Here is a 21,174-nt window from a genome sequence, read left to right on the forward strand (position 1 = left end):
CGAAAAAACGATAGAACCTTTGTTATACATCCGCATAGCGGGTCGTTTATTTATAGTCATTTCATTTATCTTTTTATTACTTCGTTCCCTCATCTCGCTGTACTCCAGTACTACCTGCGACTCCTTGCCTAGTATAGTCATTTCATTTATCTCTTATTATTTCGTTAACTCGCTTTGCCGTACTCCAGTACAGCCTGCAGCTCGTTGCCTAGTACTAAAAGTAAACTAAAAGACTATACTAAAAATAAACGAAACGGCTATATCACGCACCTTGCTTAGCACAATGGTCTTAAAGCATCACAAAAAAATCCTGCCAAAAATTTTTGGCAGGATTTTTGGCAGAAAACCAACTCTTTATCAGTTTCTATCCACCACTTATGGTTCTCGAAGACTGGTAAATCAGGGCTCTGCTCTCATATTGCTACATACTTCTTATTTAAGAGTAACAATTGCACAACCTGTTAAATGTGCAATATCAAGGGGTTTGAGTTCTTAATTTGAAGTTTGGCAGGAATTTTGGCATAAAATTGAATCCAATCCTGCACTTTTGATATTTTGTGTGATTTCTTCAGAAACTGTTTTATCTAAAGCATTAAACCAGTGACTGTAAGTATTCAAAGTTGTTGATTTATCGGCATGTCCCATACGTCTGGCTACATATAAAATATCTTTTTTCAAGACATTGATTAGATAGGATGCATGGCTATGTCTGAGACCTTTTCCTGTAATTACTGGAACTCCTACCTGTTGAGCTTTCCGTTTGATGATGCGACAAATGGTTGATTTGCAAAAAGGATCTCCAAATCTTGAAATGATAAAATCTGTATCTTGATTTGCAAACTGATTTTTTCGCCAAACTTGAAGTACTTCAATAGTAATATCATCCAATTCAATAAGTCGTTCACCTGCTGGAGTCTTTGTTTGGTCTTTACGATACCAATTACCATTTTCATCTTTCTCTAAGGTTGTATGTACCTTTAGAAATTTTTTATCAAAATCAATATCCTCCCAACATAAAGATAAACCTTCGCTCACTCGTACACCTGTCATATAATATAACCAGATGGCAGTAAATCGTTGCAATTCTTCATAATCATGTAAGTCAAATGATTTGATAAATGTCTGAAACTCCGCATAGGTCCAAAATGGAGTTTCTGGATGTTTACCTCTAGGATTATCTAATGCTTTACAAGGCATATTTGAAATATAGCCAAGTCTTTCTGCATAACCCATACAAGCTTTAAACCTTGACCATAAATTTTTCGCATAGTTTTCAGAATAATTCTCTATGATATGCAATCTAAAAGCTTCGCAATCTCTAGGAGTTATTGCTTTTAATGGCTTTAAACCAAAATATTGAATAAAAAGTTTATGATGAGGAAGAGCCGTCTTATATGTCACAGACTGAACCTTTTGCTTATATGCTCTTAAATAAATTTTGTTCATATAGTTTTCAAAAGTCATATTGTAATTTTCTAAACTGACTTTGTTGGCAAATTCATATTTTATACGAACTAATTCGTCATATGCTTCTTTCATTGTTTCAAAGGTTTTACCATATTGATTTTTTCTAGCTTTCTTTTGTACCCTTTTGCCAGTTACTGGGTCGATTCCAAGATCAATCTGATAAAATATCTTTCCCTTATTATCACAATAAACACCTTTGTATTTTTTACTACTTTTTGTTGCCATTTGGATTCTCACTTTCTAAATGTTATTTAGATAGTGGAATCCCTATTAATTGTTCCACAATTTCTGCTGGTGCGATACCTAGTCTTCGATTGTCAAAGGGCGATTTACTTAATTGTACCGCATTATGGTCAACTTTGCGAGCTTCTTCAAACTTTTTTACAGCAATTTTTTTAGCTTCACGAATAATGTCTCTAGAGGTATGTTCAGGAAATCCTAAGTTCATTAAATCTTTATATGTAGCAGTTCTCATACACTTTCCTCCTTCAAATCACTAAGTTATTTTACACGCTAGATGGGATTTGAATGGTTAGTTCAATCATGGGAATTTCACCCGCTGTCCTTTTTCGATGGCAGCCTGAACGGTCAGAAGTATCATTATCATTATTTGTGTTATGGCAGATAGGTCACCATCCTATTTTTGAATAAATGATTTTCGCTCATTTCCTGGCGCATTACATTCTATTGCTCAACAAATAAATAAAGTCCCACCTAGAATTATTCAATTGTCAATGAACAAATCAGGAGGGACTATTTTAAATTATTCTTTATTCGGTGGGGAAAGTCAGTTTGCCCCAACAAATAATCTGTACTAACGTTATATAGATTTGAAAGTTTTATTATTACATCTGCCGATAAAATACGTTCTCCTCTCTCAATTTTTGAATAAGCAGAGTGGGTAAACGAAAGCTTTTCGGCAACGTATTTTTGAGTGAAATCATTGTCTTCTCTCAAATCCCTTAAACGTCGGTACATCAATCTTTCTCCTAAGGAAAAGTATAGAGGATAACTAGGAGAAATTTGATATATTGTCCTAATTGGACAATAGAAATAAAACTCCCAAACCGTTTATTTCTTTACAAATTAGACGGTTTGAGAGTAGCTTTATTATACATTATACAAAAATAAACAAGAATATGTTGGAAATTTGAACATTTATTCAATATGAATGGAAAAATCGTCTGTCTTGTATTTATCCATATTTAAAACTCTTACATATTCATCCAACTTTCTAACCGCATTTTCGTATTCTTCGATTTTATTGTCTAGCTGATTCTGTATCATTTCAATCTCAGATTCAATCTGTCCAATTGTTACATTCTGCGATAAATTCATCTTGGAACATTCATACTTAGCTAATTGCTTGGTATCTTGATTATCACTTTGTAGGTTAACAACTACTTCTGCCATCTTGTTTAAGGTGGTGTTTTTGTCTTGAAGATTTGTCAATTCAATATCTAGCTGTGCGATGTCTCCAACCAATTCATCTTTTAATTCTAGAAAGGATTTATTTTGAATGTTTAATGTCATCAATAAATTGATTTCTTCAATTTTTTGTTGAAGACTGACCAGACTTATTCGTCTCTTATAAGGTAAAGACTTATTGTCAAACGTTAGTTGGCGAATCAAGTCCCTTCCTTTCATAAATCGATTCATTTCTGAGTCCTCTTTATGATAAATGAAATAAGAAGATGTTTCTCGAATAAACACCTGATACTGCTTCTTATTTTCTTGTTCTAAGATATTAAGTTGATGATTTGGAATGAAGATTAGTCCTTCTTGTCCAATACCCATCCAAACTTTAACAAATAGACCATCTAGCACAATTTTTTCAATTTGCTCCTCCGTGATCTCAACTTCAAACTCATGTACAGCATCTCTCTTAGTTTTATACGTTTCATAAGCTTCGGTTATTTCTTCTACAGTCAATATTTCTGAAAGCTGTTGTGTCTCAAACTTTTCAAATTCTATTTTTACTTCATTATTATGAAGCACTTCAAACACATCATGTTCCTTGAAATAACTATCAAAATACGTAGTATCATAAAGATTTTTCTTTCTTAATGACTTATTTGGTATGGAAATGCAGCTTTTTCCATCAGAAAGAACAAAATCTATCGTTTTTTTCTTGCTCTTCAATTCTAATCCCAGTAACCGAGCTTTCTCAACTAAATCATCAAATGAGTTGGATCTTAGCAATAAAAATTCTAAAATCAGTTCAATCTTTTTCTTGGCAAAGTAACGTTGAAAATATTCTTTTGAATAGGGTTCTCTCTTATTCAGCTTATCTCCTTGGATGACTTGCTTCATATTTCTATCTGTCATAAAAAATCGGCTATGTTTCCTTGAGAAATCTATTTTGACATTTAGTTGCTCAGCTTTTTGCATAAAATCATTGAAATCAATTGAATGTTCCATGAGAAAAAATAACCGCTGCTTCAATTCGTATTTGTGATTAGAACGTCGATAGACCTCATAATCTCTATGAGAATAACGTTTAGGTGGAATGATTTTAGCACCCGCTACTTTAGAAATTCTATCCGAAATCATTTGTAAATTTCTTTCAAGAGCGTAGTCCCACTTCAACTTTTTTTGAGATTGGCTATTGATTGAGTTGATAATAATGTGATTATGACAATGGTCCTGATCAACATGAGTGGCAACAATGAATTTATATTGACCACCTATCAACTCTTTTATCGTTTCATAGCCAATACGATTGATTTCCTCTGGGCTTAATTTATCTTCAGGTGAGAAAGACTGAATAATATGATGAGCATGTATTTTCTGTTGCTTTTTCTCTTGTCTATCAAACCGTGAGTCGTAGAGTTGGTCATTTGAAAGAAAATTATTTTGATACATCTTCACCAGTTCCACATAGTCAGGAAAATCAAGATAATTACTCATCCCAAAATCTGAAATCAATGATAAATTCCTGGTTTTCTTAGGATCAAGAATATACTTAATCAATTGACGGCGGTATTTTTTCCCATGAACAGCATAATGCTTAGTGATGACCATAAAATTCTCTCAATCGCTGACACTTTATGTCAAAATCTTGTTGTAACTGTGTTTCTAACTCTGCTATACCGAGCTGCAATTCTTTGACTTGTTGAAGACTAAGTAGGTGGCTTTGATTTACCGAACGTGCAATCTGGTTTATATTATTTCCAATCCTACGAATTTCAAAAATCAGGTCTTGAAAACCTCTTGTATCGATTGTGATAAAATTCATACGAGGATTGAGTAAGGTTTTTCTGGCATAATGCGAAAAGTTTGGACACTGACTCTGAGCAAGATTTTTATTGAGGATAATTAATTCTTGATCACTCAAATACACCTTTTTCACATTGGTTCGATAACGATTTTCCATAATAACTTACCCCATGTACTTGTCTTTGAATGAATAGCTTAATGGAATAGTTACCTCAATTTCCTTCATCAAGTCTTTGATACAAGTCAGGATGATTTCAAGATGTTCCATAGTAACTGATTGAGACAACTTTGCCAGAACAAGTATTTCATGTACATCCCGGTAAATCTGTTCTACTTTTTGGTGCTGTAAATATTTTATCCATTCTTCAAGCTGCTGAGATGGTTGGTGGTCTATTTTCAATAATTTACCTCTAGCAAAAGGGGAAAATTGTTCATATCCCTCCTGTTCCATAAAATTTTGTATCTGTTGATACTCTTCTATTGAGAAATTGACTTCCTTACGTATCTCTCTAACTAGATTTCCCATCCTGTATCCTCCTCATTCTTTAATATCGGTATATCCCCGCCCTCGTATTAGACACGGCACTGCATAATATCTTCCTTTCAGGTCTTTGCGAGCTCAGATATTGTGTCCACAATATCCCAAAAATCATATCGCCAGCTGACCAAAACCTTCCAGTTTTGACAGCCAACGATAAGATAACTTGGTGGCTCCGCCCCCAAACCCCCAGTGAAAAATCAAGGATTGATTTTCTTAGGAATGGTATTAGGATAACAGGGATGATTTGGAAAAGGTATCACAAAATTGATATAATACTTTTATAGGAATATTTTCAAAGAGGTGCATTATGTCCAAATCATCTAAACAAATTGAAGAAGATGCTGTCGATTATTTAAAAATGGCGTTAAAAAAATCAAAACATATTAACAGAGAAATTTCTGAGGGAGATAAATAACCAATCTGGGATGGTCACATATACTTTTACAAAAATATAGAAAGACGAAATATTGATTTTTTGGAGCGAATTCCTGTTCAGTTTAAAGGTTGTGATGATTATTATAACGAAAATGTTGGATACCCTCTAAGCAGGATTAATTTGGAGCATTATCTAACTGAAGGTGGTGTGCTCTACTTTGTAGTGTACTCGAAAGACGTTAGTCCTACTGTCACTTATGCTTCACTAACACCAAAAGTCATTAAGAACGTATTGCCAGCTAGTGACAAGAAAAAAAGAATTAAGAAAAAAGAAGATATCTTTCTCCTGTTCTGGATGGCTATAATAGCGAAATTATTGATTTTACCTTATCCCGCTCTCCAAACCTCATACAAGTCAAGACCATGCTTGAGAAGGTCTTCCCTGAGGAAACTTACCCAAATACCATTCTCCATAGTGACCAAGGTTGGCAATACCAACATGAAGTCTATCACCGCTTTCTTGCAAGTAAAGGCATACATCCTTCCATGTCTCGCAAAGGGACCAGCACGGATAATGGTATGATGGAATCCTTCTTTGGTGTCTTGAAGAAAGAGATGTTTTATGGCTTTGAGAAGACTTTCAAGTCTCTGGATCAACTGGAGCAAGCTATCACCGAGTATATTTTTTACTACAACAATAAATGCATTAAAGAAAAACTAAAAGGACTTAGTCCTGTTCAGTATAGAATTAAATCCTTTCAATAATATTTTTTGTCTAACTTTTTGGGGTCAGTACAATGACTCATAAATATTTTTTTGCAAGTTCAAATACTCCATGAGATTAATAACTTTATTATTTTAGCCAACTTTACTAATCGTATAAACATTCTCCAAATTTCTCAACATCAATTGAGAAATTTGGCTTTTTCCGTTGCTCAGTTAAAGCGTCCTTTAGTTGTATATTTCCTGTTAATATCCCTTTTGAAGCATAACATTGTTTTCAATGATCGCATCCGATTGTTGACACCCATTTTAGAACCTATTCTTTGATTTTCAATAAGCGTAAACTGTTTAATGTTACAAGTAAAGTTGCTCCCATATCAGCAAATATCGCTATCCAAAGTGTTAACCAACCGGGCATGACCAAAAGTAATGCCACTAATTTAATCGCCAAAGAGAAGGTAATGTTTTGCTTGATGATTGCTAAAGCCTTACGGCTTAATTTTATTGTATATGGCAATTTACTCAAATCATCAGACATTAAGGCGATGTCAGCCGTTTCTAAAGCTGTATCAGTTCCAGCACCACCCATTGCTACACCAACGGTAGATGCCGCAAGGGCTGGAGCATCATTCACGCCATCTCCGACCATCCCCACACTTTGATGTTTTTCTCGAAGTTCTTTAATAAAATTAAGCTTATCTTCTGGAAGTAAGTCAGCTTTAATATCCGAAACACCAACTTGTTTTCCGATGGCTGTTGCCGTTCTTTGGTTATCGCCTGTTAGCATCACTGTTTCGATTCCCATATTGTTCAACTTGCCGATAACTTCTTTAGACGATTCCCTCATTTCATCGGCTACGGCAATAAACGAAAGAATTTCTTTTTCTGTTCCTAACACCATCACCGTTTTACCTTGAGTTTGCATATCGGCAATTTTTTCTTTTTTATCGCTTGAAATGCTTCCGTGTAATTCCTCAAAAAGATTTTGACTTCCCACATAATACATTTCATTATTTATTTTGGCTTTAACGCCTTTACCTGTAATGGATTGAAAATCCTCTACTGTTACTTCATTGAATTTTAATCCATTTTCTTCTGCTTTTCGCATAATCGCTGAAGCAAGAGGGTGCTGCGATCCTTTTTCAATGGCTGATGTTATGGTTATTAATTCATTTTCATTTCTACCATATGTCACAATGTCTGTTACAGCTGGAATCCCTTTGGTTAATGTTCCTGTTTTATCAAATGCTATCGCTTTTAAGTGTCCTGCTGCTTCTAAATGGATACCACCTTTAATTAATACACCATTTTTCGCTGCATTTCCTATTGCTGTAACCACAGCAACTGGAGTTGAGACTACTAAGGCACAAGGACAACCAACCACTAATACAGCTAATCCTTGATAAATCCATTGGCTCCAGTCTCCGCCAAATAATGGTGGAACTACTGCAATTAAAAGAGCTAGTATGACAATAGCTGGTGTATAGTATTTTGCAAATTTATCGACAAACGCTTGAGAGGGGGCCCGTTCTGCTTGGGCTTCTTCTACCAAGTGAATGATTTTTGAAAGAGTAGTATCTTCAACTCGTTTTGTTACTTTAACCTCAAGTAACCCTTCTTCATTCAAGGTTCCTGCAAATACTTCATCATTTGTGATTTTCGTTACTGGAACACTTTCACCTGTAATCGCAGCCTGATTTAATGTCGATGTACCTTTAACCACTATTCCATCCATTGCTAACTTTTGACCGGGCTTAACTATCATGATGTCTCCAACTTGAATCTCATCAACATGAATCATCATTTCTTCATTGCCTCGTCGAATTAACGCTTCTTTTGGGGCAATATCCATTAAAGATTCAATAGATTGACGTGCTTTATCCATTGAATAACGCTCTAATGCTTCACTAATCGCAAATAGGATAACAACGGTTGCCCCTTCACCCCATTCACCAATAATTGCAGCTCCTATAATGGCAATAGTCATAAGCGTATTCATATCGAAATTTAATCTTCTTAAATTTTTGAGACCTTTAATAAATAACGAATATCCACCGATTAAAATGGACGCTGCATAACCAATTGTCGGTAGAACATGCTCTTCACCATACTGCTCTCCTAAGAACCAGCTAACTACAAGTAAAAGAGCTGATATATATACCTTAATGTTTTCTTTCTGCTTCCAAAAAGGTTCTCCTCCTACCCTTTGTTCTTTTTCATCTCGAATTTTTAAATTTTCAAATGCTCCTGCTTTTTCTAATTCTTCAATGGTTGTCGTCCCTTTAACATAAACTTTAGATGCTCCGAAATTTACTTTCGCATCCTGAACACCGGGAAGTTCTTTAACATTATTTTCAAAAATGGCTGCACAGTTAGTACAAGTAAATCCTTGAACACGATAGGCTTTCATTTCTTTTTCAGACTGTTTTGCTTTCCCTCTAGACATTGATCTTCACCTCTTTCTTATGTGCCAATGCAATCATCATAATTTGTCTGATATACTCATCATCTAAGGAATAAAATGCAAGTTTTCCCTCTTTTCGAAACTTAACAATCCCTTGCTTATGGAGCGTTCGCAGGTGATGAGAGGTATTTGCAACCGTAACACCTATAATATTTGCAATATCACACACACACAGTTCGTCATCTTGACACAATGCATAGGTAATTTTTGCTCTATTTTTATCTGCAATAGCTTTTAACATTTGGGCAACACTAGAAATATCTACTGTCTGTAAATTACCTTGTATTCGATTGACCTTTTCTTCGTCATAACAATAAATTTCACAAGTATTTTTTTAATCATATTCTCACCTCAATATCATTCAAGTATTTGTTTGAATATAGTATAACCCTTTTCATTAATTAATTCAAGTGTTTTTTTGAATGAATAAAAAAATTCATAAAAAAAGACTTGGAGTACCCAATTCTAATAACAAAATAACCAAACTGCATAAGACTTTAAGTACATAACATTATTAGTATTGAACTTGTTGAGGAGGTGCTTTATGAATCAGCTTGAGTTTCAGCGTAATCACCTGCAAATGGACTATTACAGCGAGAGCTACCAAGATTTTGAACGTGACTTCTACCGCTACTCCAACATGAATATTCCATTGATCTTCCTGACCGATGATATCCTCAAAACAATGGCGACTTCACGTAAGAATTACTTTGTCCTGAATAAGGAAAAGTCCAAAGATAACCGCGATCACTTCTTCATATTTGAAGTAAGAACCTTAGAAGAGAATCCACTAATCTATCATTATACATATAAGAAAACAACTACATACTTAACACAAAAATAGGAACTGTTCAATTGACTGTTCCTATTTTTAATCTTCATAAAATCTAAGCTATTCTATTTTGAAAAATTTACCATCTTCGAATATTTTTCCAAAGGACCAGATGGTTTAAAACTAGGTCCCTGCCGACCAATTATTAATTTTCCTTCCCAGATTTCCTCAGGGATATTACTATCTGTTAGCTTAAACAAACTTTTTGAGTTTCCAAGTCGTTTAAAATATGCTCCAGAATAAATTGGCTCCTGATTACTGTCATTTGTGATAAAAGGGTCTTTATTCGAAATGTAAAAATCAAACTCGTTACGATCTCTCCCAAAATAAAAGATTGGTATCTCAAGCATATTATCAATTTTTCTATTATGAATATACTCACATAGATTTAAGTAGCCACTTTCTACAGTTTTAATCAAACCGAGATCTAGTTTATCTTGCTCCGATATTCTATACCCTCCTAGTACTAGATAAAAAATTAACAATGCATGGTTTCTAGTTTCTTCAATTGTTGTCCAATCATTTAAATTATGCTTATGAAAATAGCCATTTCTTAATCCTACAAAAGTTGACAATGACTCAACAATATAATAATACGTTTCGTCATCAATACCATCAGCAAGTAAATCCATATTACGTGGATAGAATTTCTGACTGTTAAAATCTCCAAAAAAACTTGTAATAGATTTAAGATTTATATTTTTAACTTTTGAACTATCATTAAGGAGTTTGTCAGAGAGTGTATCTAACGGTTTAGCTCCTGCAAATATTTTACGGTTTACAGAATCCTTTTCTATGGTATGTAAAGAGATATAGGAAAATAGAAATTGTTCAATAGATTTAAAATACCCCATGGCTATTGATGTTAAATCAATATTTTCTGCATTTTGAAGAGAGTAAAATAGTTACTCCCTTATATGCTTTCGACATTGATTATCTGAATATTCCTAAATATGTCGGTCTATCAAAGGAGCAGATTCTGGAAAACTACCGCATCCTCCTGACCTATTTGAATATCCCATGGTTTCTCGCATTGGATATGCCGGATTTCCCTAGTTCGGCTAGTGGGCTTTTCCACTTTTTCGAGGTCAAGAAGCTTTTTATGCTGGACTACCTGATCTTGATCTTTTCTGGAATGGGCACGCTATGGTTTGTACGACATCTAAATAGGAGACGAGAATCTTGGCGGCTCCTACCCTACTTCCGCCAGGGAACCCTTATTCCCCTTGCTATCCTTTTGGCTCTCCTGGTTAGCTTCGACACGCTGTTTGTGCTTTTCCATAAAGTTTTCTTTAACAATGACGCCTGGCTCTTCAATGCCACTACTGATCCTATTATCTTAGCTTTACCTGCCGAGTTCTTTATGCACAGTTTCCTCTTGGCCTTTGGATTAATCGAAGTCTTCCTAATCCTGGGGTACTTCACTACTAAATATCGAATCTCTGCCCCAAGCCGTTGATTAAAAAGGTTATGGTTCATAAGAAAAACAGGGCTCTCCATCGAAAGCATGGGAGCCCTGTTTTTATCGAAAATTTATCGATCTATGATTTTCCTTATACAGCATACTGGCTGGTCTGACCCGATTCTGGAAGGGGGTCAAACCAGCCAGTGTTTTTTCGTTCCTGCTTCGTTTTATTTCGGCTCTAATTTCAATGTCATAGCATTGATGGCAACAATAACGGTCGATAAGGACATGAGGACGGCGCCGAAGGCCGGACCCAAGGTAATGCCGATAGGAGCAAGGAGGCCAGCAGCAATTGGAATCGCGATAAAATTGTAGCCTGCTCCCCATACCAAGTTTTGTTTCATTTTACGTGTCGTCTTGTTTGCTAACTCGATAAAGGATTCAATATCCCCTGGATCAGACTGAGTAAGGATAATATCCGCAGAATCCAAAGCTACTTGCGTTCCAGCTCCGATTGCAATACCTACGTCTGCCAAGGCAAGGGAAGGTGCGTCATTGACCCCGTCTCCTACCATGATAACCGTCTTGTTTTGGTTTTTCATGGACTCGACCAGCTTGTACTTATCTTCCGGAGATTGATTGGCTTGGTATTGAATACCTAGAACTTCTGCAACTCCTTGTGCAGCTTCCTCGTTATCACCAGTAGCCATGAGTGGTTCAATTCCGTATTTTTTCAGCACCTCGATCAAGTTTCTGCTGGTTTCTTTCAGTTCATCTCCCAATGCGACAGCGCCGATTGCTTCATTATTTTCTACAAGGATACTTAAAGTAGCGCCTTTCGGAATATCCATACGCAATGCTTTTCCGTATGCCTTTTGGCTGATTAATTGATAGTGGTGGCCGTTCGCCTCCCCTTCTATTCCTGCTCCCGAAACGATTTCAATGGAGTCAAAGGAAACTGACTTAATGCCTTTCGCTTCAGCGTGGTTCACAATCGATTGGGCAATCGGGTGACTGGAGCCCGCCTCTATACCCGCCAACAAGCCTGTAATTTCTTCTTCAGAATATTTATCACTCAAAACAGTGACGTCCAAGACTTTAAATTCACCAGTTGTTAAAGTACCTGTTTTATCCAATACCATAACATCCGCTTTAGTAGTTAATTCCAAAGCTTCTCTATTTTTAACCAGTAATCCTCGGCTTGCACCCAAACTAGTACTACGTGATACTACCAAGGGAATAGCAAGACCCAAAGCATGTGGGCAGGCAATAACTAACGCAGTCACAGTAAAGATAACGGCTGTAGGTAAATCTGCAATGATCATCCAGGCTACTAGAGCGATTAAAGCTACTACAACGGCAATGTAGAACAACCAGCTAGCTACTTTGTGAGCCACATTCTCTGCTCGAGATGGTTGGCTTTGTGCTTGGCTGATTAATGTCTGAACCTGAGAAATGAAGGACTTATCGCCCGTCTGCTTTATTTCCACATAGAGGACTCCGCCACCATTGGTTGATCCACCGATGACCTCATCTCCGGGTTTTTTTTCAATTGGTTTCGATTCCCCAGTCACAAGCGCTTCGTTTACACGGGATTCTCCGCGGATAATGATACCATCAGCTGGAACATTTTCTCCTGCTTGAACACGGATAACATCTCCAATCTGAAGTTCAGACACAGGACGAGTCTCAATCGAATCGTCTTCTAAAACAACATGAGCATCTTTCGGCACCAACTCAGCCAATGCTTTTTGCGCGTCCCCTGCTTCACCCAATGCCTTCATTTCAATCCAGTGTCCTAATAACATGATTAAAATTAACGTTGTAAACTCAAAGAAGAAGTCCATGACATGTTCTCCGGTCACATATCGAGCGGCCACTGCGTAAAGACTATAGGCATAAGAAACCGTTATTCCCAAAGTAATCAAGGACATCATGCCTGGAGCTTTTGAATTAAACTCATCTTTCGCACCCATGTAGAATGGTTTTCCGCCATAAATGTATAGAATTGTTGCCAATACAGCTGCTACAACGTCTGCATAAGGAAAGATAATTTGGAAAGGCAACTGAATATCCATCATAGGCGTAATGAGTAAGATTGCAATTCCTAATGGGAGTGACTTCAAGAAAATCTCCTTAAAGCTACCGTGATGGTGGTGGGCATGCCCTCCCATTGCGCCATGATCCATTTCACTGTGATCCATATTGCTGTGATCCATCTGACTATGTTCCATTTCATTATGGTCGTGTTTTGAGTGATCCATGTCGCCGTGATTATGATGACTATGTGACGAATGTTTTTTGTTATTTCTCATTTTTAATTCCTCCTTATTATATTAGAGACTGATTTTAAAGTTTTAGAACTTTCTCATCTAACACTGCATATAATTCTCACGAAAAGGGTTCTATACTTTATCTCTAGCTACTATCTATGAATAAATGTTATTCGTACTTTATGCACTTAATACTGAATAGTTAGTTTCTGCTAAAGCAGCATTGAGCGTTTCGGTATCAATCTCTGTTTGACTTTCAAGTACTGCTTTTTTAGTCGCTAAATCAACCTCTACAGATTCAACCCCTTCAATAGCTGAAAATCTTTCTTGTACCGTGTTCGCACAACCTGCACATTTTACGCCATCTAATAAGATTTCTTTTTTCATTATTTTATTCCCCTTTTTTTATCTTCTCCTATTATATAGAATAGGTAGAAGTTTAAATCCCAGATAAGCTACGTGTTTTCTAAACAACTGCTGGTTTGAATCGTCTTAACCGTAAAGCATTGAGCAAGACCGATACGGAGCTGAAACTCACGGCGACTGCCCCGCCAACATTGGACTCATCAATGGTCCGCCAAAAATATACAAAAGACCCATCGCAACTGGAATACCTACAAGGTTGTAAGCAAAAGCCCAGAACAAGTTTTGTTTAATGTTTCGTAGCGTTGCATGACTTAAATCAATCATAGTCAATACAGCGGTTAAATCATTACGCATAAGGACAATATCAGCCGATTCAATCGCCACGTCTGTACCTGATCCAACTGCAATTCCGACATCTGCTTGAGCTAATGCGGGTGCATCGTTAATGCCGTCTCCAACCATCGCTACCTTCTTGCCTGCCTCTTGTAGTTTTTTGACTTCCTCTGCTTTATCTTCAAGTAATACTTCACTTAATACACTGTCTATACCCACTTGCTTAGCAATCGCTTTGGCTGTTCGTTTGTTATCTCCAGTAATCATGATTACTTCAACACCGCGTCTTCTAAGTTCTTTAACAGCCTTCATGGCAATCGCATTGCCCTTCTGTACACTGACAATCCACTTCTTCTACTGCGAAAGATTTTTTTATCTCTAATATTTTCTCTAGTCGATCTATATCATCGAAGCTTAAAACATGATCTTCAATGATGCTTCCTATTACATTTCCGACTTTCTTATTGCAAATACGGTTAAAAATATCTTCTGCATAATCCCTTACGGCTTCTGTCTCTTCAATATTGGCAGTGTAAATAAACTTTCTACCTTCATGCTCTGTATTTAGTACGCCTTTTCCAACTAATCGACCTAAGATCGTTTTGATAGTGGATTGTGTCCAGTCCATTTTTTCTTGCATTACGGAAATGACTTTTTTACTAGTTACTCGATCATTTGCCCAAACTACACGCATGACTTCCCATTCAGCATCTGTGATAGAAGTATTAAGTTCTATTGTGCTCATTTTCCTTTCCTCCTTGTTGTTTACGTATGTAAACGAATATGTTCAAAATAAGTTTACTATTGTAAACGAAATATGTCAAGTCTTTTTATTAAATTCTCACTTTTTGGGGTCAGTCCCTTAAAACTGAAAGTTTTAAAATGAAATTAGCCATCTACCTATACTGTGAGATGAAGGCTACGACTCATTCTGATAACTCATCGATTTCATTTGATGACAGGTTTGGAGCTGTTAGGCAAATTTGCCAAGGCTAATCATAGCCTTGCTTTAGCCCAAAAAAGACATCCAAGAGATTTCTCTTGAATGTCTGTAAACGCTGATATAATCGTAGGTCGCTTTGCTTTAAATTATACTTTTTTCTTAAACATTTGATACGAGTAGGTATTTCTTGTGAGTAATTTTCATCAAAAATTTCATATATAATCTCCCTATAATCATGGAAAAGTAGTAAAAATAGTTGTTATCCTAGTTGATTAAAAAAATCTCTGATTTCCTCATCTTTTATAAAATAATATATAATTTTCCCCTCTCTTCTAGTGTCCAAGATGTTTTGATTGGCTAGTTTACGAAGATGGTGGGAGGCAGATGCCATACTGAGATTTAATAAACAGGCTATATCGCAGACACAGAGTTCTTCGACGGCAAGGAGATAAAAGATGATATTTATCTGTTTATTATCGGTAAATTTTGATAAAATGCGAAGTGATTTTTGGACTTTTTCCTTTTCAAGGTAGTTCGTTGCGGTTGTAACATTTTGTTGATTTATAACATCCACTTGACAGATACTATCTTTTTTCATAATTTTTTTCTCCTAGCCTAACACAGCCCATAGCATGTCAAAGCTGTTGTTTTCAATCAGGATATACATCCCCAATCCTAAATAGACAACGGCAATAAACCATCTGCTATATTTTTCCAAAGTTTCTCCAACAGAAGGGACTTGTGACAATTTTTGGGCAGAAAAAACCAAGAGATAAATCATGACTAGAAAGGTCAGTAAAGCCACTATCAAATTCGATAAATTTAAGGTAGTAAAATATGGGACAAAGACACCAATATTGTCAGCACCACAACTTGCAAAAGTAATCATAGCGACTAGAAAAATCAGGTTTTTATTATCTTTGCTCAAACCTTCTTTGGCAATAGCTTCTCCATCAGAATCTCCTAAAAGCAAAACTTTGAGGCCTAGGAAAATTGGAATCAAACCGAGCAAACCTAAAATCTCTTTACTAGGAATATAATCTAAGACAAATGCAAAAAGCAAACTTAGCAATATTAGGCTAACAGAGCCTAGAAATTGTCCTAAATAGATGTTAATGATGTCTTTTCTGCTTTTTCTTTTGGCAAAAAATAACATTAGGATAATAAGTAAGTCTACGGCTGTCCCAGAATACAGGATTATTGAAGTAACAACATTTTGAATCATAAAACACCTCATTAAAATATATTTTTGAATGAATTTTAACATTAAACTTTGTAGATGTCAAAGAGGTCATAGCCTAAATTGCTACAACCGCTCCATTTTTAAATTTAAATTTGGCTCCCTTATCCTCGTTAATCATGACACTCTCAACTAGTGATTCCCATAATAATTCATCAAAATCGGTTAATACTTTCCCCAGCTTTTCTAAAGTTCCGATAAAGTCTTGCAATTCCTTATTCCTTTTAGATTTTTGCATCCTCTGGAGTTCTAGTGATTCAATATCCTGTACTATACCTTCATACTTTGAAGTCAGTTGATTATACTTTTTGAGGTACTTGTCTTGGTCTTGCCTTATAATGGCATTTTCCGAAACTAGATTTGCAACTAACTGACTGACAACTTCTGCTTCAGTTTCAAGGACCTTTATCTGTTCGTCAATTACCTCAAGGTTTCCAATGGATAGTAATACATATAGATTGTCAATAACTTCAATCCTATTATCTAATACTTGATTTACCGCTGAGATGAACCACTGTATCACCTCCTCCTCAGTAACGTGAGGGGTAGAACATTTACTAATGCCTTTGTATTTTTCGTTACATTGATAAATCACCCTTCTGTATTTGGAGGTTGAATGCCATACCTTGCTACCAAAGAAATGACCACAATCTCCGCATACAAGTTTTGAACTAAAGATTGTTGTGCTCGACTTTCTACCTTTATTTTCGAGCACTTGTTGAACTGCATCAAAGGTCTCTCTATCTACTATTGCTTCATGGTTATTCTCCACATAATACTGAGGCAACTCACCTCTGTTGATGTTCTTCTTTTTGGTCAGAAAATCAGTTGTATATGTTTTCTGTAGCAAGGCATCCCCTTTATACTTCTCATTTCTAAGCATTCGCTTGATTGTGGTTGCGTTCCAATGAGATTTGCCGCTAGGAGAAGGTATAACTTGTTCAGTCAAATCCTTTGCGATATGATATGGTGATTTTCCAATAAGAGCTTGCTGAAAGATATACCTAACAGTTTTGGCTTCATCCTGATCAACTACAATTGCCCCATCTTCACCAGCCTTAAAGCCTAAAACATTGGTATAAGGAAAATGAACCTTCCCTTCTGCGAATTGTTTCCTTAAGCCCCAAGTCACGTTCTCTGAGATACTCCGACTTTCTTCTTGTGCCAAACTAGACATGATGGTTATGAGTAGCTCACCTTTTGAATCTAATGTCCAAATGTTTTCTTTCTCAAAGTAGATTTCTACACCTACCTCTTTCAACTGCCTAACCGTAGTCAGTGAGTCTACAGTATTCCTCGCAAATCGACTAACTGATTTTGTAATAATCAAATCGATTTTGCCATCAAGTGCATCTTCCACCATTGATTTGAAACCAGTTCTTAGTTTTGTATTTGTCCCACTGATACCTTCATCAGAGTACATTTTAACAAATTCCCAATCATCCCTCCCATTAATGTATTCAGAGTAGTATCGCATCTGTGATTCATAGCTTGTTGCTTGGACTTCATGGTCAGTTGATACCCTGGCATAGCCTGCAACTCTACGCTTTTTCAAAGAGAATTCATCTGAACTTGACCTAATAATACTTGGTGTTGCCTCAATAGTAATTACTTTCTTCACTAATATCGCCCCTCTCTAATTTCTATAGGATATTTCCTTCCTTTTACTGGTATAACCCAGATGATACGTTGACCAAAATCATAATCGATGTGTTTAATATTATTTTCAACCCACTCTTTATCAGGGATAATGTCTAACTTGCTTTTAAAAGATGCCAAAAGTCGCTTTTCTCCTAACGTCCTACATGAACATGATGATGCTCCGAATCGATTTCGTGTTCGACAATAATATCGTACAGTTTTATTAACTTGTTTTGAATCCACTTTAACAATCATCAAACATCCGCATTCTGAACATGAAATTTTGTCACGAAAGATACCTTTATTTAAGTGGCTTTCTTGACTCATTAACTGATATCTTCGCTCCTTCTCATGAAGTACTAAATCAAAATATTCTTTTGTAACAATTGGCTCGTGTGCATTTTCAATGATGTACTTATTGCGTTGCCCTTTATTCCTTTTCGGATTCCTAGAGAATGCCTCACGATAGGTCTTCTGTAGGACAAGGCGACCAAAGTATGCTTCTTGCTTGAAGAATTCTCTGATACTTGCTACGGTAAATGGATTACTAAGCCTTGTTAAGACTTGTTCCTGATTGAGTTTATCAACTATCTGCTGTACCGAATCTCCATCCAGATACCATTTAAAGACTTTTCTTATAACTTTTGCCTCATTAGGTTCAATCTGATATTGTTCTCCATCCCAACGGTATCCATACATATCCTGTGGAGTGTGCGGAATCCCTTTTTCAAACTTCTTTTGGATTCGCCATCTTATATTTTCACTCAGGTTTTGAGACTCCTCTTGAGCTACTGAGGCAAGGAGGGTTAACATCAATTCTCCTTCTGAGCTAAGACTATGTTGACAGAGAATGATGAAGACGACTATCGGAAACCCTTTCATAGGCCGCAACCTTAAATCTTGGCTTGCAGGGTGATTTTATGGGTTGTATTCTTCTAACTGTTCTCAAATTAATACACTCCTTTCGCTACTATATATCACTCTAATAGAAAAAAATATCCAGTTATTAGGTCGATAATTGACTTATAAACGGTTGATATTTTTCAAGCATCAACTGCCTAAATAGTTCAAATTCCTCAATAGTGATTGCTCCATTATTTAGAAGTACCTTTGCTTGTATCATTGTTAGTTGGTAGGTCATCTCATTATTAATTTTTTTAACGTCCATATTATCCTCCTACTTTACTAGGTAGGTTTGGGAGAGATTTTTCCGCACTTTTTGAAAAAAAGGCAAAAAAAATAAAGCCTGATGTTCCCACCAGGCTTAAGACTTAATTATGATATTCTAAACCAACCAACAACTTTACCAAGTTTGACAGTTCCAGTCGCATCATAGAGTGAGCCATCTCCCATCCAGACACGTTTCACTCGGCGAGTAATACCGCCACCACCAATTTCCAGTTGGTCATTGATACCATTCTTGTTGTGGTCAGAGTAGCCATCGACATTTTGTTCCACCCCATCAATGCTTGTACCATCTGAATCGGTAATACAAATGCCAATATGACCATAAGGATGACCGTCCGTCTTAATAACATAGAAATCACCAGCTTTTGGATTTACTCCCCATGCATCTTTGATGACTGTAAAGCCATTGGATTTTGCTTTGGTTAAGCAATCAATGGCATTGGTGTAAGCCATGTCCTTGTCGGTCAACTCCTGTACAATCTTATCCACCAGACTGACGCATTGTCCTCCATAAGGGTTGGATGGAACAGCCACCTTTTGACCGACCTTGGACAATGCTGACGCAACCACTCGACTTGCAACACTGGTTGGAATAGCGGTTGTTGTCCTTGAAGCCGCATTGACCTTTAGAGTTTGTCCAACTTTTAAAATATCCGTCTTCTTCAAGCCATTTACCGCAAGAAGAGCATCAGCTGTTAAACCAAACTTCCGAGCGATTCCATAATAGGTATCGCCTTTCTGTGCTTGATAGGTCTGCTCACTATGGCCTTTGGTTGTTCCTTCTACATCCTGCTCAAGCACCCAAGACTTGATTCCATCAAGTAGATATGCTCTCTTACTGTTGGAATGGTGCACATTCTTCACTTGGAGGATTTTGTAGGTGCGCCCCTTGACCCAGTTGGCGATTTTCTGACCAGTCTGATAATGAGTCGCATGAGACAACACCCTAAGACTATCACCAACAAGATAGATTGGTTTTGAAGGAGTTCCTGAACTCCCAACGGTTGAACTGGGTGTCGAGGGAACTGTGGTCTTGACTTCAACTCCTGTTATAGCTGATATAAGAACTCTCGCAATATCCTCTTTCTTGTTCTCAAAAATCGCCATATCTTGTTCATTATCAATGAAGGCAATTTCCACCAAACGATAGGTGTATCCACGACTTGCTGCTTGGTTGGCATTATAGAGCCAATCTACCTTCTTAATGCCACGATTTTGGAAAAAACGTGAAAGAAGAGATAGGATTGCCATATCTTCCTTATCCGCTTCTAAGGAAGACTGAATCAAGACTTCTGTCCCTTTGGCACTACCATTAAAGGCATTGAAGTGCAATTCAGTAATTGAGTCGTATCCCTTTCCAATACTGGTAATACTCCGATAATCATAAACATTTTGTACGGTAATAAAATCAATCTGTTGTCCACCGTACTTAGACATTAAGTTGGCTAATTCTCGAACCTTTCCTGCTTCTGTGATACCTAGTTTGGCATTCACTGCTCCAGGATCATAGCCTGTTCGCCCTTGTCCATGACCACAAATGACTAGATGTTTTCCCATATCTTCTCACCTCTCATTGATTTGTTTTAAGATTGCTTGTAGTTTCTCAGATATTGGTAAACCAATTCGAACGGTATTTTCTAGAATACTTAACCCCTCATTACTGAGATAAAAGAAAATGACCATTGTTCGAATCGTTCCACCCTGCTTGATGATTGCAGTATCAATTAAATGACCTAGTGAAACTAAAAATAAAATGGCTATCTTTTTAAAGATGCCACGAAAACCGATACTACTTGACAATTGTTTCTCTACAACTGCCGCAAAAATTCCTGTTAGATAGTCAATAATAATGAAGACAAGTAGGGCATATAGGATACCATCCAACTCTCCAAATAGACTACCAATCAAGCCTCCAATCATGGAAAATAAAATCTTATTAAGAGTTAACAGTTCCTTCATCGGTCACCTCACTTTCTACTGAACCTTCCTGCACAATGGTAGGGTCTGACCAATCCGGTTGACCATTCTCATCAAACCGCATCAGATAAAAACATTCATAGGTATCTACTACTTCAAACTGTTCCATTACGATTTTAAATTTTAATATTGATAAACGTCCTGCGTGATTGATATATTTTAACACCCGTTTCCTCCTATTTATTTA

At 36.6% G+C, this 21,174-nt stretch carries 22 protein-coding genes and 2 pseudogenes; 3 read left to right on the forward strand and 21 right to left on the reverse strand.

What is annotated here, in order from left to right:
* Positions 1-492: 492 nt before the first annotated feature.
* From E4T79_RS03780 to E4T79_RS03805, 6 genes are all read right to left on the reverse strand, one after another.
* Complete coding sequence (locus tag E4T79_RS03780; RefSeq protein ID WP_000201988.1) at positions 493-1,692, reverse strand: site-specific integrase; 1,200 nt, start codon at positions 1,690-1,692, stop codon at positions 493-495.
* A gap of 22 nt (positions 1,693-1,714) precedes the next feature.
* On the reverse strand, positions 1,715-1,942 hold the full coding sequence (locus E4T79_RS03785; RefSeq protein WP_001258319.1) for a DUF3173 domain-containing protein: 228 nt from the start codon (positions 1,940-1,942) through the stop codon (positions 1,715-1,717).
* A 278-nt stretch (positions 1,943-2,220) separates the two neighbouring features.
* On the reverse strand, positions 2,221-2,445 hold the full coding sequence (locus E4T79_RS03790; protein WP_000286254.1) for a helix-turn-helix transcriptional regulator: 225 nt from the start codon (positions 2,443-2,445) through the stop codon (positions 2,221-2,223).
* A 180-nt stretch (positions 2,446-2,625) separates the two neighbouring features.
* A complete protein-coding gene (locus tag E4T79_RS03795) occupies positions 2,626-4,491 on the reverse strand; it encodes an SAG1250 family conjugative relaxase (protein WP_000237149.1) in 1,866 nt (621 codons plus the stop codon).
* Entirely contained in the window at positions 4,478-4,843 is a 366-nt protein-coding gene (locus tag E4T79_RS03800) for a MobC family plasmid mobilization relaxosome protein (RefSeq protein WP_007891272.1), read from the reverse strand. The genes E4T79_RS03795 and E4T79_RS03800 overlap by 14 nt, the downstream gene beginning before the upstream one ends.
* 6 nt (positions 4,844-4,849) lie before the next feature.
* Positions 4,850-5,212, reverse strand: a complete 363-nt coding sequence (locus E4T79_RS03805; RefSeq protein ID WP_000527641.1) for an SAG1252 family conjugative relaxosome accessory protein — start codon at positions 5,210-5,212, stop codon at positions 4,850-4,852.
* A 717-nt stretch (positions 5,213-5,929) separates the two neighbouring features.
* Here E4T79_RS03805 and E4T79_RS03810 point away from each other — a divergent pair.
* A pseudogene (locus tag E4T79_RS03810) lies at positions 5,930-6,367 on the forward strand (IS3 family transposase); the annotation flags it as partial.
* A gap of 274 nt (positions 6,368-6,641) precedes the next feature.
* Here E4T79_RS03810 and E4T79_RS03815 read toward each other — a convergent pair.
* Entirely contained in the window at positions 6,642-8,771 is a 2,130-nt protein-coding gene (locus E4T79_RS03815; protein ID WP_000086363.1) for a heavy metal translocating P-type ATPase, read from the reverse strand.
* Complete coding sequence (locus E4T79_RS03820) at positions 8,764-9,108, reverse strand: metalloregulator ArsR/SmtB family transcription factor (RefSeq protein WP_037598943.1); 345 nt, start codon at positions 9,106-9,108, stop codon at positions 8,764-8,766. Before E4T79_RS03820 ends, E4T79_RS03815 begins: the two co-directional genes overlap by 8 nt.
* 225 nt (positions 9,109-9,333) lie before the next feature.
* On the opposite strand from E4T79_RS03820, the gene E4T79_RS03825 reads away from it, so the two are divergent.
* Positions 9,334-9,633: a DUF5960 family protein gene (locus E4T79_RS03825; protein WP_001072464.1), complete on the forward strand. Its 300-nt coding sequence runs from the start codon at positions 9,334-9,336 to the stop codon at positions 9,631-9,633.
* A gap of 53 nt (positions 9,634-9,686) precedes the next feature.
* Here the strand turns inward: E4T79_RS03825 and E4T79_RS03830 are convergent, their stop codons facing one another.
* Complete coding sequence (locus E4T79_RS03830; protein ID WP_000540327.1) at positions 9,687-10,475, reverse strand: hypothetical protein; 789 nt, start codon at positions 10,473-10,475, stop codon at positions 9,687-9,689.
* Between the two features lie 8 nt (positions 10,476-10,483).
* On the opposite strand from E4T79_RS03830, the gene E4T79_RS03835 reads away from it, so the two are divergent.
* Positions 10,484-11,080 carry a TIGR01906 family membrane protein gene (locus E4T79_RS03835; protein ID WP_000934381.1) on the forward strand — a complete coding sequence of 199 codons (597 nt, stop codon included), beginning with the start codon at positions 10,484-10,486 and terminating at the stop codon, positions 11,078-11,080.
* 173 nt (positions 11,081-11,253) lie between these two features.
* Here E4T79_RS03835 and E4T79_RS03840 read toward each other — a convergent pair whose 3' ends face one another.
* The 12 genes and pseudogenes from E4T79_RS03840 to E4T79_RS03895 all read right to left on the reverse strand — a co-directional run bounded on the left by E4T79_RS03840 (position 11,254) and on the right by E4T79_RS03895 (position 21,153).
* Entirely contained in the window at positions 11,254-13,341 is a 2,088-nt protein-coding gene (locus tag E4T79_RS03840) for a heavy metal translocating P-type ATPase (RefSeq protein ID WP_001245437.1), read from the reverse strand.
* 138 nt (positions 13,342-13,479) lie between these two features.
* Positions 13,480-13,686: a copper chaperone TcrZ gene (tcrZ, locus tag E4T79_RS03845; RefSeq protein WP_000711500.1), complete on the reverse strand. Its 207-nt coding sequence runs from the start codon at positions 13,684-13,686 to the stop codon at positions 13,480-13,482.
* A 79-nt stretch (positions 13,687-13,765) separates the two neighbouring features.
* A pseudogene (locus E4T79_RS03850) lies at positions 13,766-14,307 on the reverse strand (HAD-IC family P-type ATPase); the annotation flags it as partial.
* Positions 14,297-14,743, reverse strand: a complete 447-nt coding sequence (locus E4T79_RS03855; RefSeq protein ID WP_000103845.1) for a CopY/TcrY family copper transport repressor — start codon at positions 14,741-14,743, stop codon at positions 14,297-14,299. The pseudogene E4T79_RS03850 and the gene E4T79_RS03855, both read right to left, overlap by 11 nt.
* Before the next feature lie 457 nt (positions 14,744-15,200).
* Entirely contained in the window at positions 15,201-15,539 is a 339-nt protein-coding gene (gene cadX, locus E4T79_RS03865) for a Cd(II)/Zn(II)-sensing metalloregulatory transcriptional regulator CadX (protein ID WP_000711078.1), read from the reverse strand.
* Between the two features lie 12 nt (positions 15,540-15,551).
* A complete protein-coding gene (locus E4T79_RS03870; RefSeq protein WP_000615743.1) occupies positions 15,552-16,166 on the reverse strand; it encodes a CadD family cadmium resistance transporter in 615 nt (204 codons plus the stop codon).
* A gap of 73 nt (positions 16,167-16,239) precedes the next feature.
* Positions 16,240-17,802: a recombinase family protein gene (locus E4T79_RS03875; RefSeq protein ID WP_000756015.1), complete on the reverse strand. Its 1,563-nt coding sequence runs from the start codon at positions 17,800-17,802 to the stop codon at positions 16,240-16,242.
* Positions 17,802-18,635, reverse strand: a complete 834-nt coding sequence (locus E4T79_RS03880) for a recombinase family protein (protein ID WP_000956790.1) — start codon at positions 18,633-18,635, stop codon at positions 17,802-17,804. Before E4T79_RS03880 ends, E4T79_RS03875 begins: the two co-directional genes overlap by 1 nt.
* Before the next feature lie 193 nt (positions 18,636-18,828).
* On the reverse strand, positions 18,829-18,990 hold the full coding sequence (locus E4T79_RS10990) for an SHOCT domain-containing protein (protein ID WP_000382663.1): 162 nt from the start codon (positions 18,988-18,990) through the stop codon (positions 18,829-18,831).
* Between the two features lie 107 nt (positions 18,991-19,097).
* Entirely contained in the window at positions 19,098-20,567 is a 1,470-nt protein-coding gene (locus E4T79_RS03885; RefSeq protein ID WP_000515884.1) for a LysM peptidoglycan-binding domain-containing protein, read from the reverse strand.
* A gap of 6 nt (positions 20,568-20,573) precedes the next feature.
* Positions 20,574-20,969, reverse strand: a complete 396-nt coding sequence (locus tag E4T79_RS03890; protein ID WP_000661395.1) for a phage holin family protein — start codon at positions 20,967-20,969, stop codon at positions 20,574-20,576.
* A complete protein-coding gene (locus E4T79_RS03895; RefSeq protein ID WP_000922387.1) occupies positions 20,947-21,153 on the reverse strand; it encodes a hypothetical protein in 207 nt (68 codons plus the stop codon). The genes E4T79_RS03890 and E4T79_RS03895 overlap by 23 nt, the downstream gene beginning before the upstream one ends.
* Between the last annotated feature and the right edge of the window lie 21 nt (positions 21,154-21,174).

It is taken from the genome of Streptococcus sp. LYSM12, assembly GCF_004569635.1.
GTDB lineage: Bacteria > Bacillota > Bacilli > Lactobacillales > Streptococcaceae > Streptococcus.

Bases quoted from the DNA above. Each gene is read 5' to 3' on its own strand.
- E4T79_RS03780 (WP_000201988.1), bottom strand. From the start codon at position 1,692: ATGGCAACAAAAAGTAGTAAAAAATACAAAGGTGTTTATTGTGATAAT.
- E4T79_RS03785 (WP_001258319.1), bottom strand. From the start codon at position 1,942: ATGAGAACTGCTACATATAAAGATTTAATGAACTTAGGATTTCCTGAA.
- E4T79_RS03790 (WP_000286254.1), bottom strand. From the start codon at position 2,445: ATGTACCGACGTTTAAGGGATTTGAGAGAAGACAATGATTTCACTCAA.
- E4T79_RS03795 (WP_000237149.1), bottom strand. From the start codon at position 4,491: ATGGTCATCACTAAGCATTATGCTGTTCATGGGAAAAAATACCGCCGT.
- E4T79_RS03800 (WP_007891272.1), bottom strand. From the start codon at position 4,843: ATGGAAAATCGTTATCGAACCAATGTGAAAAAGGTGTATTTGAGTGAT.
- E4T79_RS03805 (WP_000527641.1), bottom strand. From the start codon at position 5,212: ATGGGAAATCTAGTTAGAGAGATACGTAAGGAAGTCAATTTCTCAATA.
- E4T79_RS03815 (WP_000086363.1), bottom strand. From the start codon at position 8,771: ATGTCTAGAGGGAAAGCAAAACAGTCTGAAAAAGAAATGAAAGCCTAT.
- E4T79_RS03825 (WP_001072464.1), top strand. From the start codon at position 9,334: ATGAATCAGCTTGAGTTTCAGCGTAATCACCTGCAAATGGACTATTAC.
- E4T79_RS03830 (WP_000540327.1), bottom strand. From the start codon at position 10,475: ATGGGGTATTTTAAATCTATTGAACAATTTCTATTTTCCTATATCTCT.
- E4T79_RS03835 (WP_000934381.1), top strand. From the start codon at position 10,484: ATGTTAAATCAATATTTTCTGCATTTTGAAGAGAGTAAAATAGTTACT.
- E4T79_RS03840 (WP_001245437.1), bottom strand. From the start codon at position 13,341: ATGAGAAATAACAAAAAACATTCGTCACATAGTCATCATAATCACGGC.
- tcrZ (WP_000711500.1), bottom strand. From the start codon at position 13,686: ATGAAAAAAGAAATCTTATTAGATGGCGTAAAATGTGCAGGTTGTGCG.
- E4T79_RS03855 (WP_000103845.1), bottom strand. From the start codon at position 14,743: ATGAGCACAATAGAACTTAATACTTCTATCACAGATGCTGAATGGGAA.
- cadX (WP_000711078.1), bottom strand. From the start codon at position 15,539: ATGAAAAAAGATAGTATCTGTCAAGTGGATGTTATAAATCAACAAAAT.
- E4T79_RS03870 (WP_000615743.1), bottom strand. From the start codon at position 16,166: ATGATTCAAAATGTTGTTACTTCAATAATCCTGTATTCTGGGACAGCC.
- E4T79_RS03880 (WP_000956790.1), bottom strand. From the start codon at position 18,635: ATGTTAACCCTCCTTGCCTCAGTAGCTCAAGAGGAGTCTCAAAACCTG.
- E4T79_RS10990 (WP_000382663.1), bottom strand. From the start codon at position 18,990: ATGGACGTTAAAAAAATTAATAATGAGATGACCTACCAACTAACAATG.
- E4T79_RS03885 (WP_000515884.1), bottom strand. From the start codon at position 20,567: ATGGGAAAACATCTAGTCATTTGTGGTCATGGACAAGGGCGAACAGGC.
- E4T79_RS03890 (WP_000661395.1), bottom strand. From the start codon at position 20,969: ATGAAGGAACTGTTAACTCTTAATAAGATTTTATTTTCCATGATTGGA.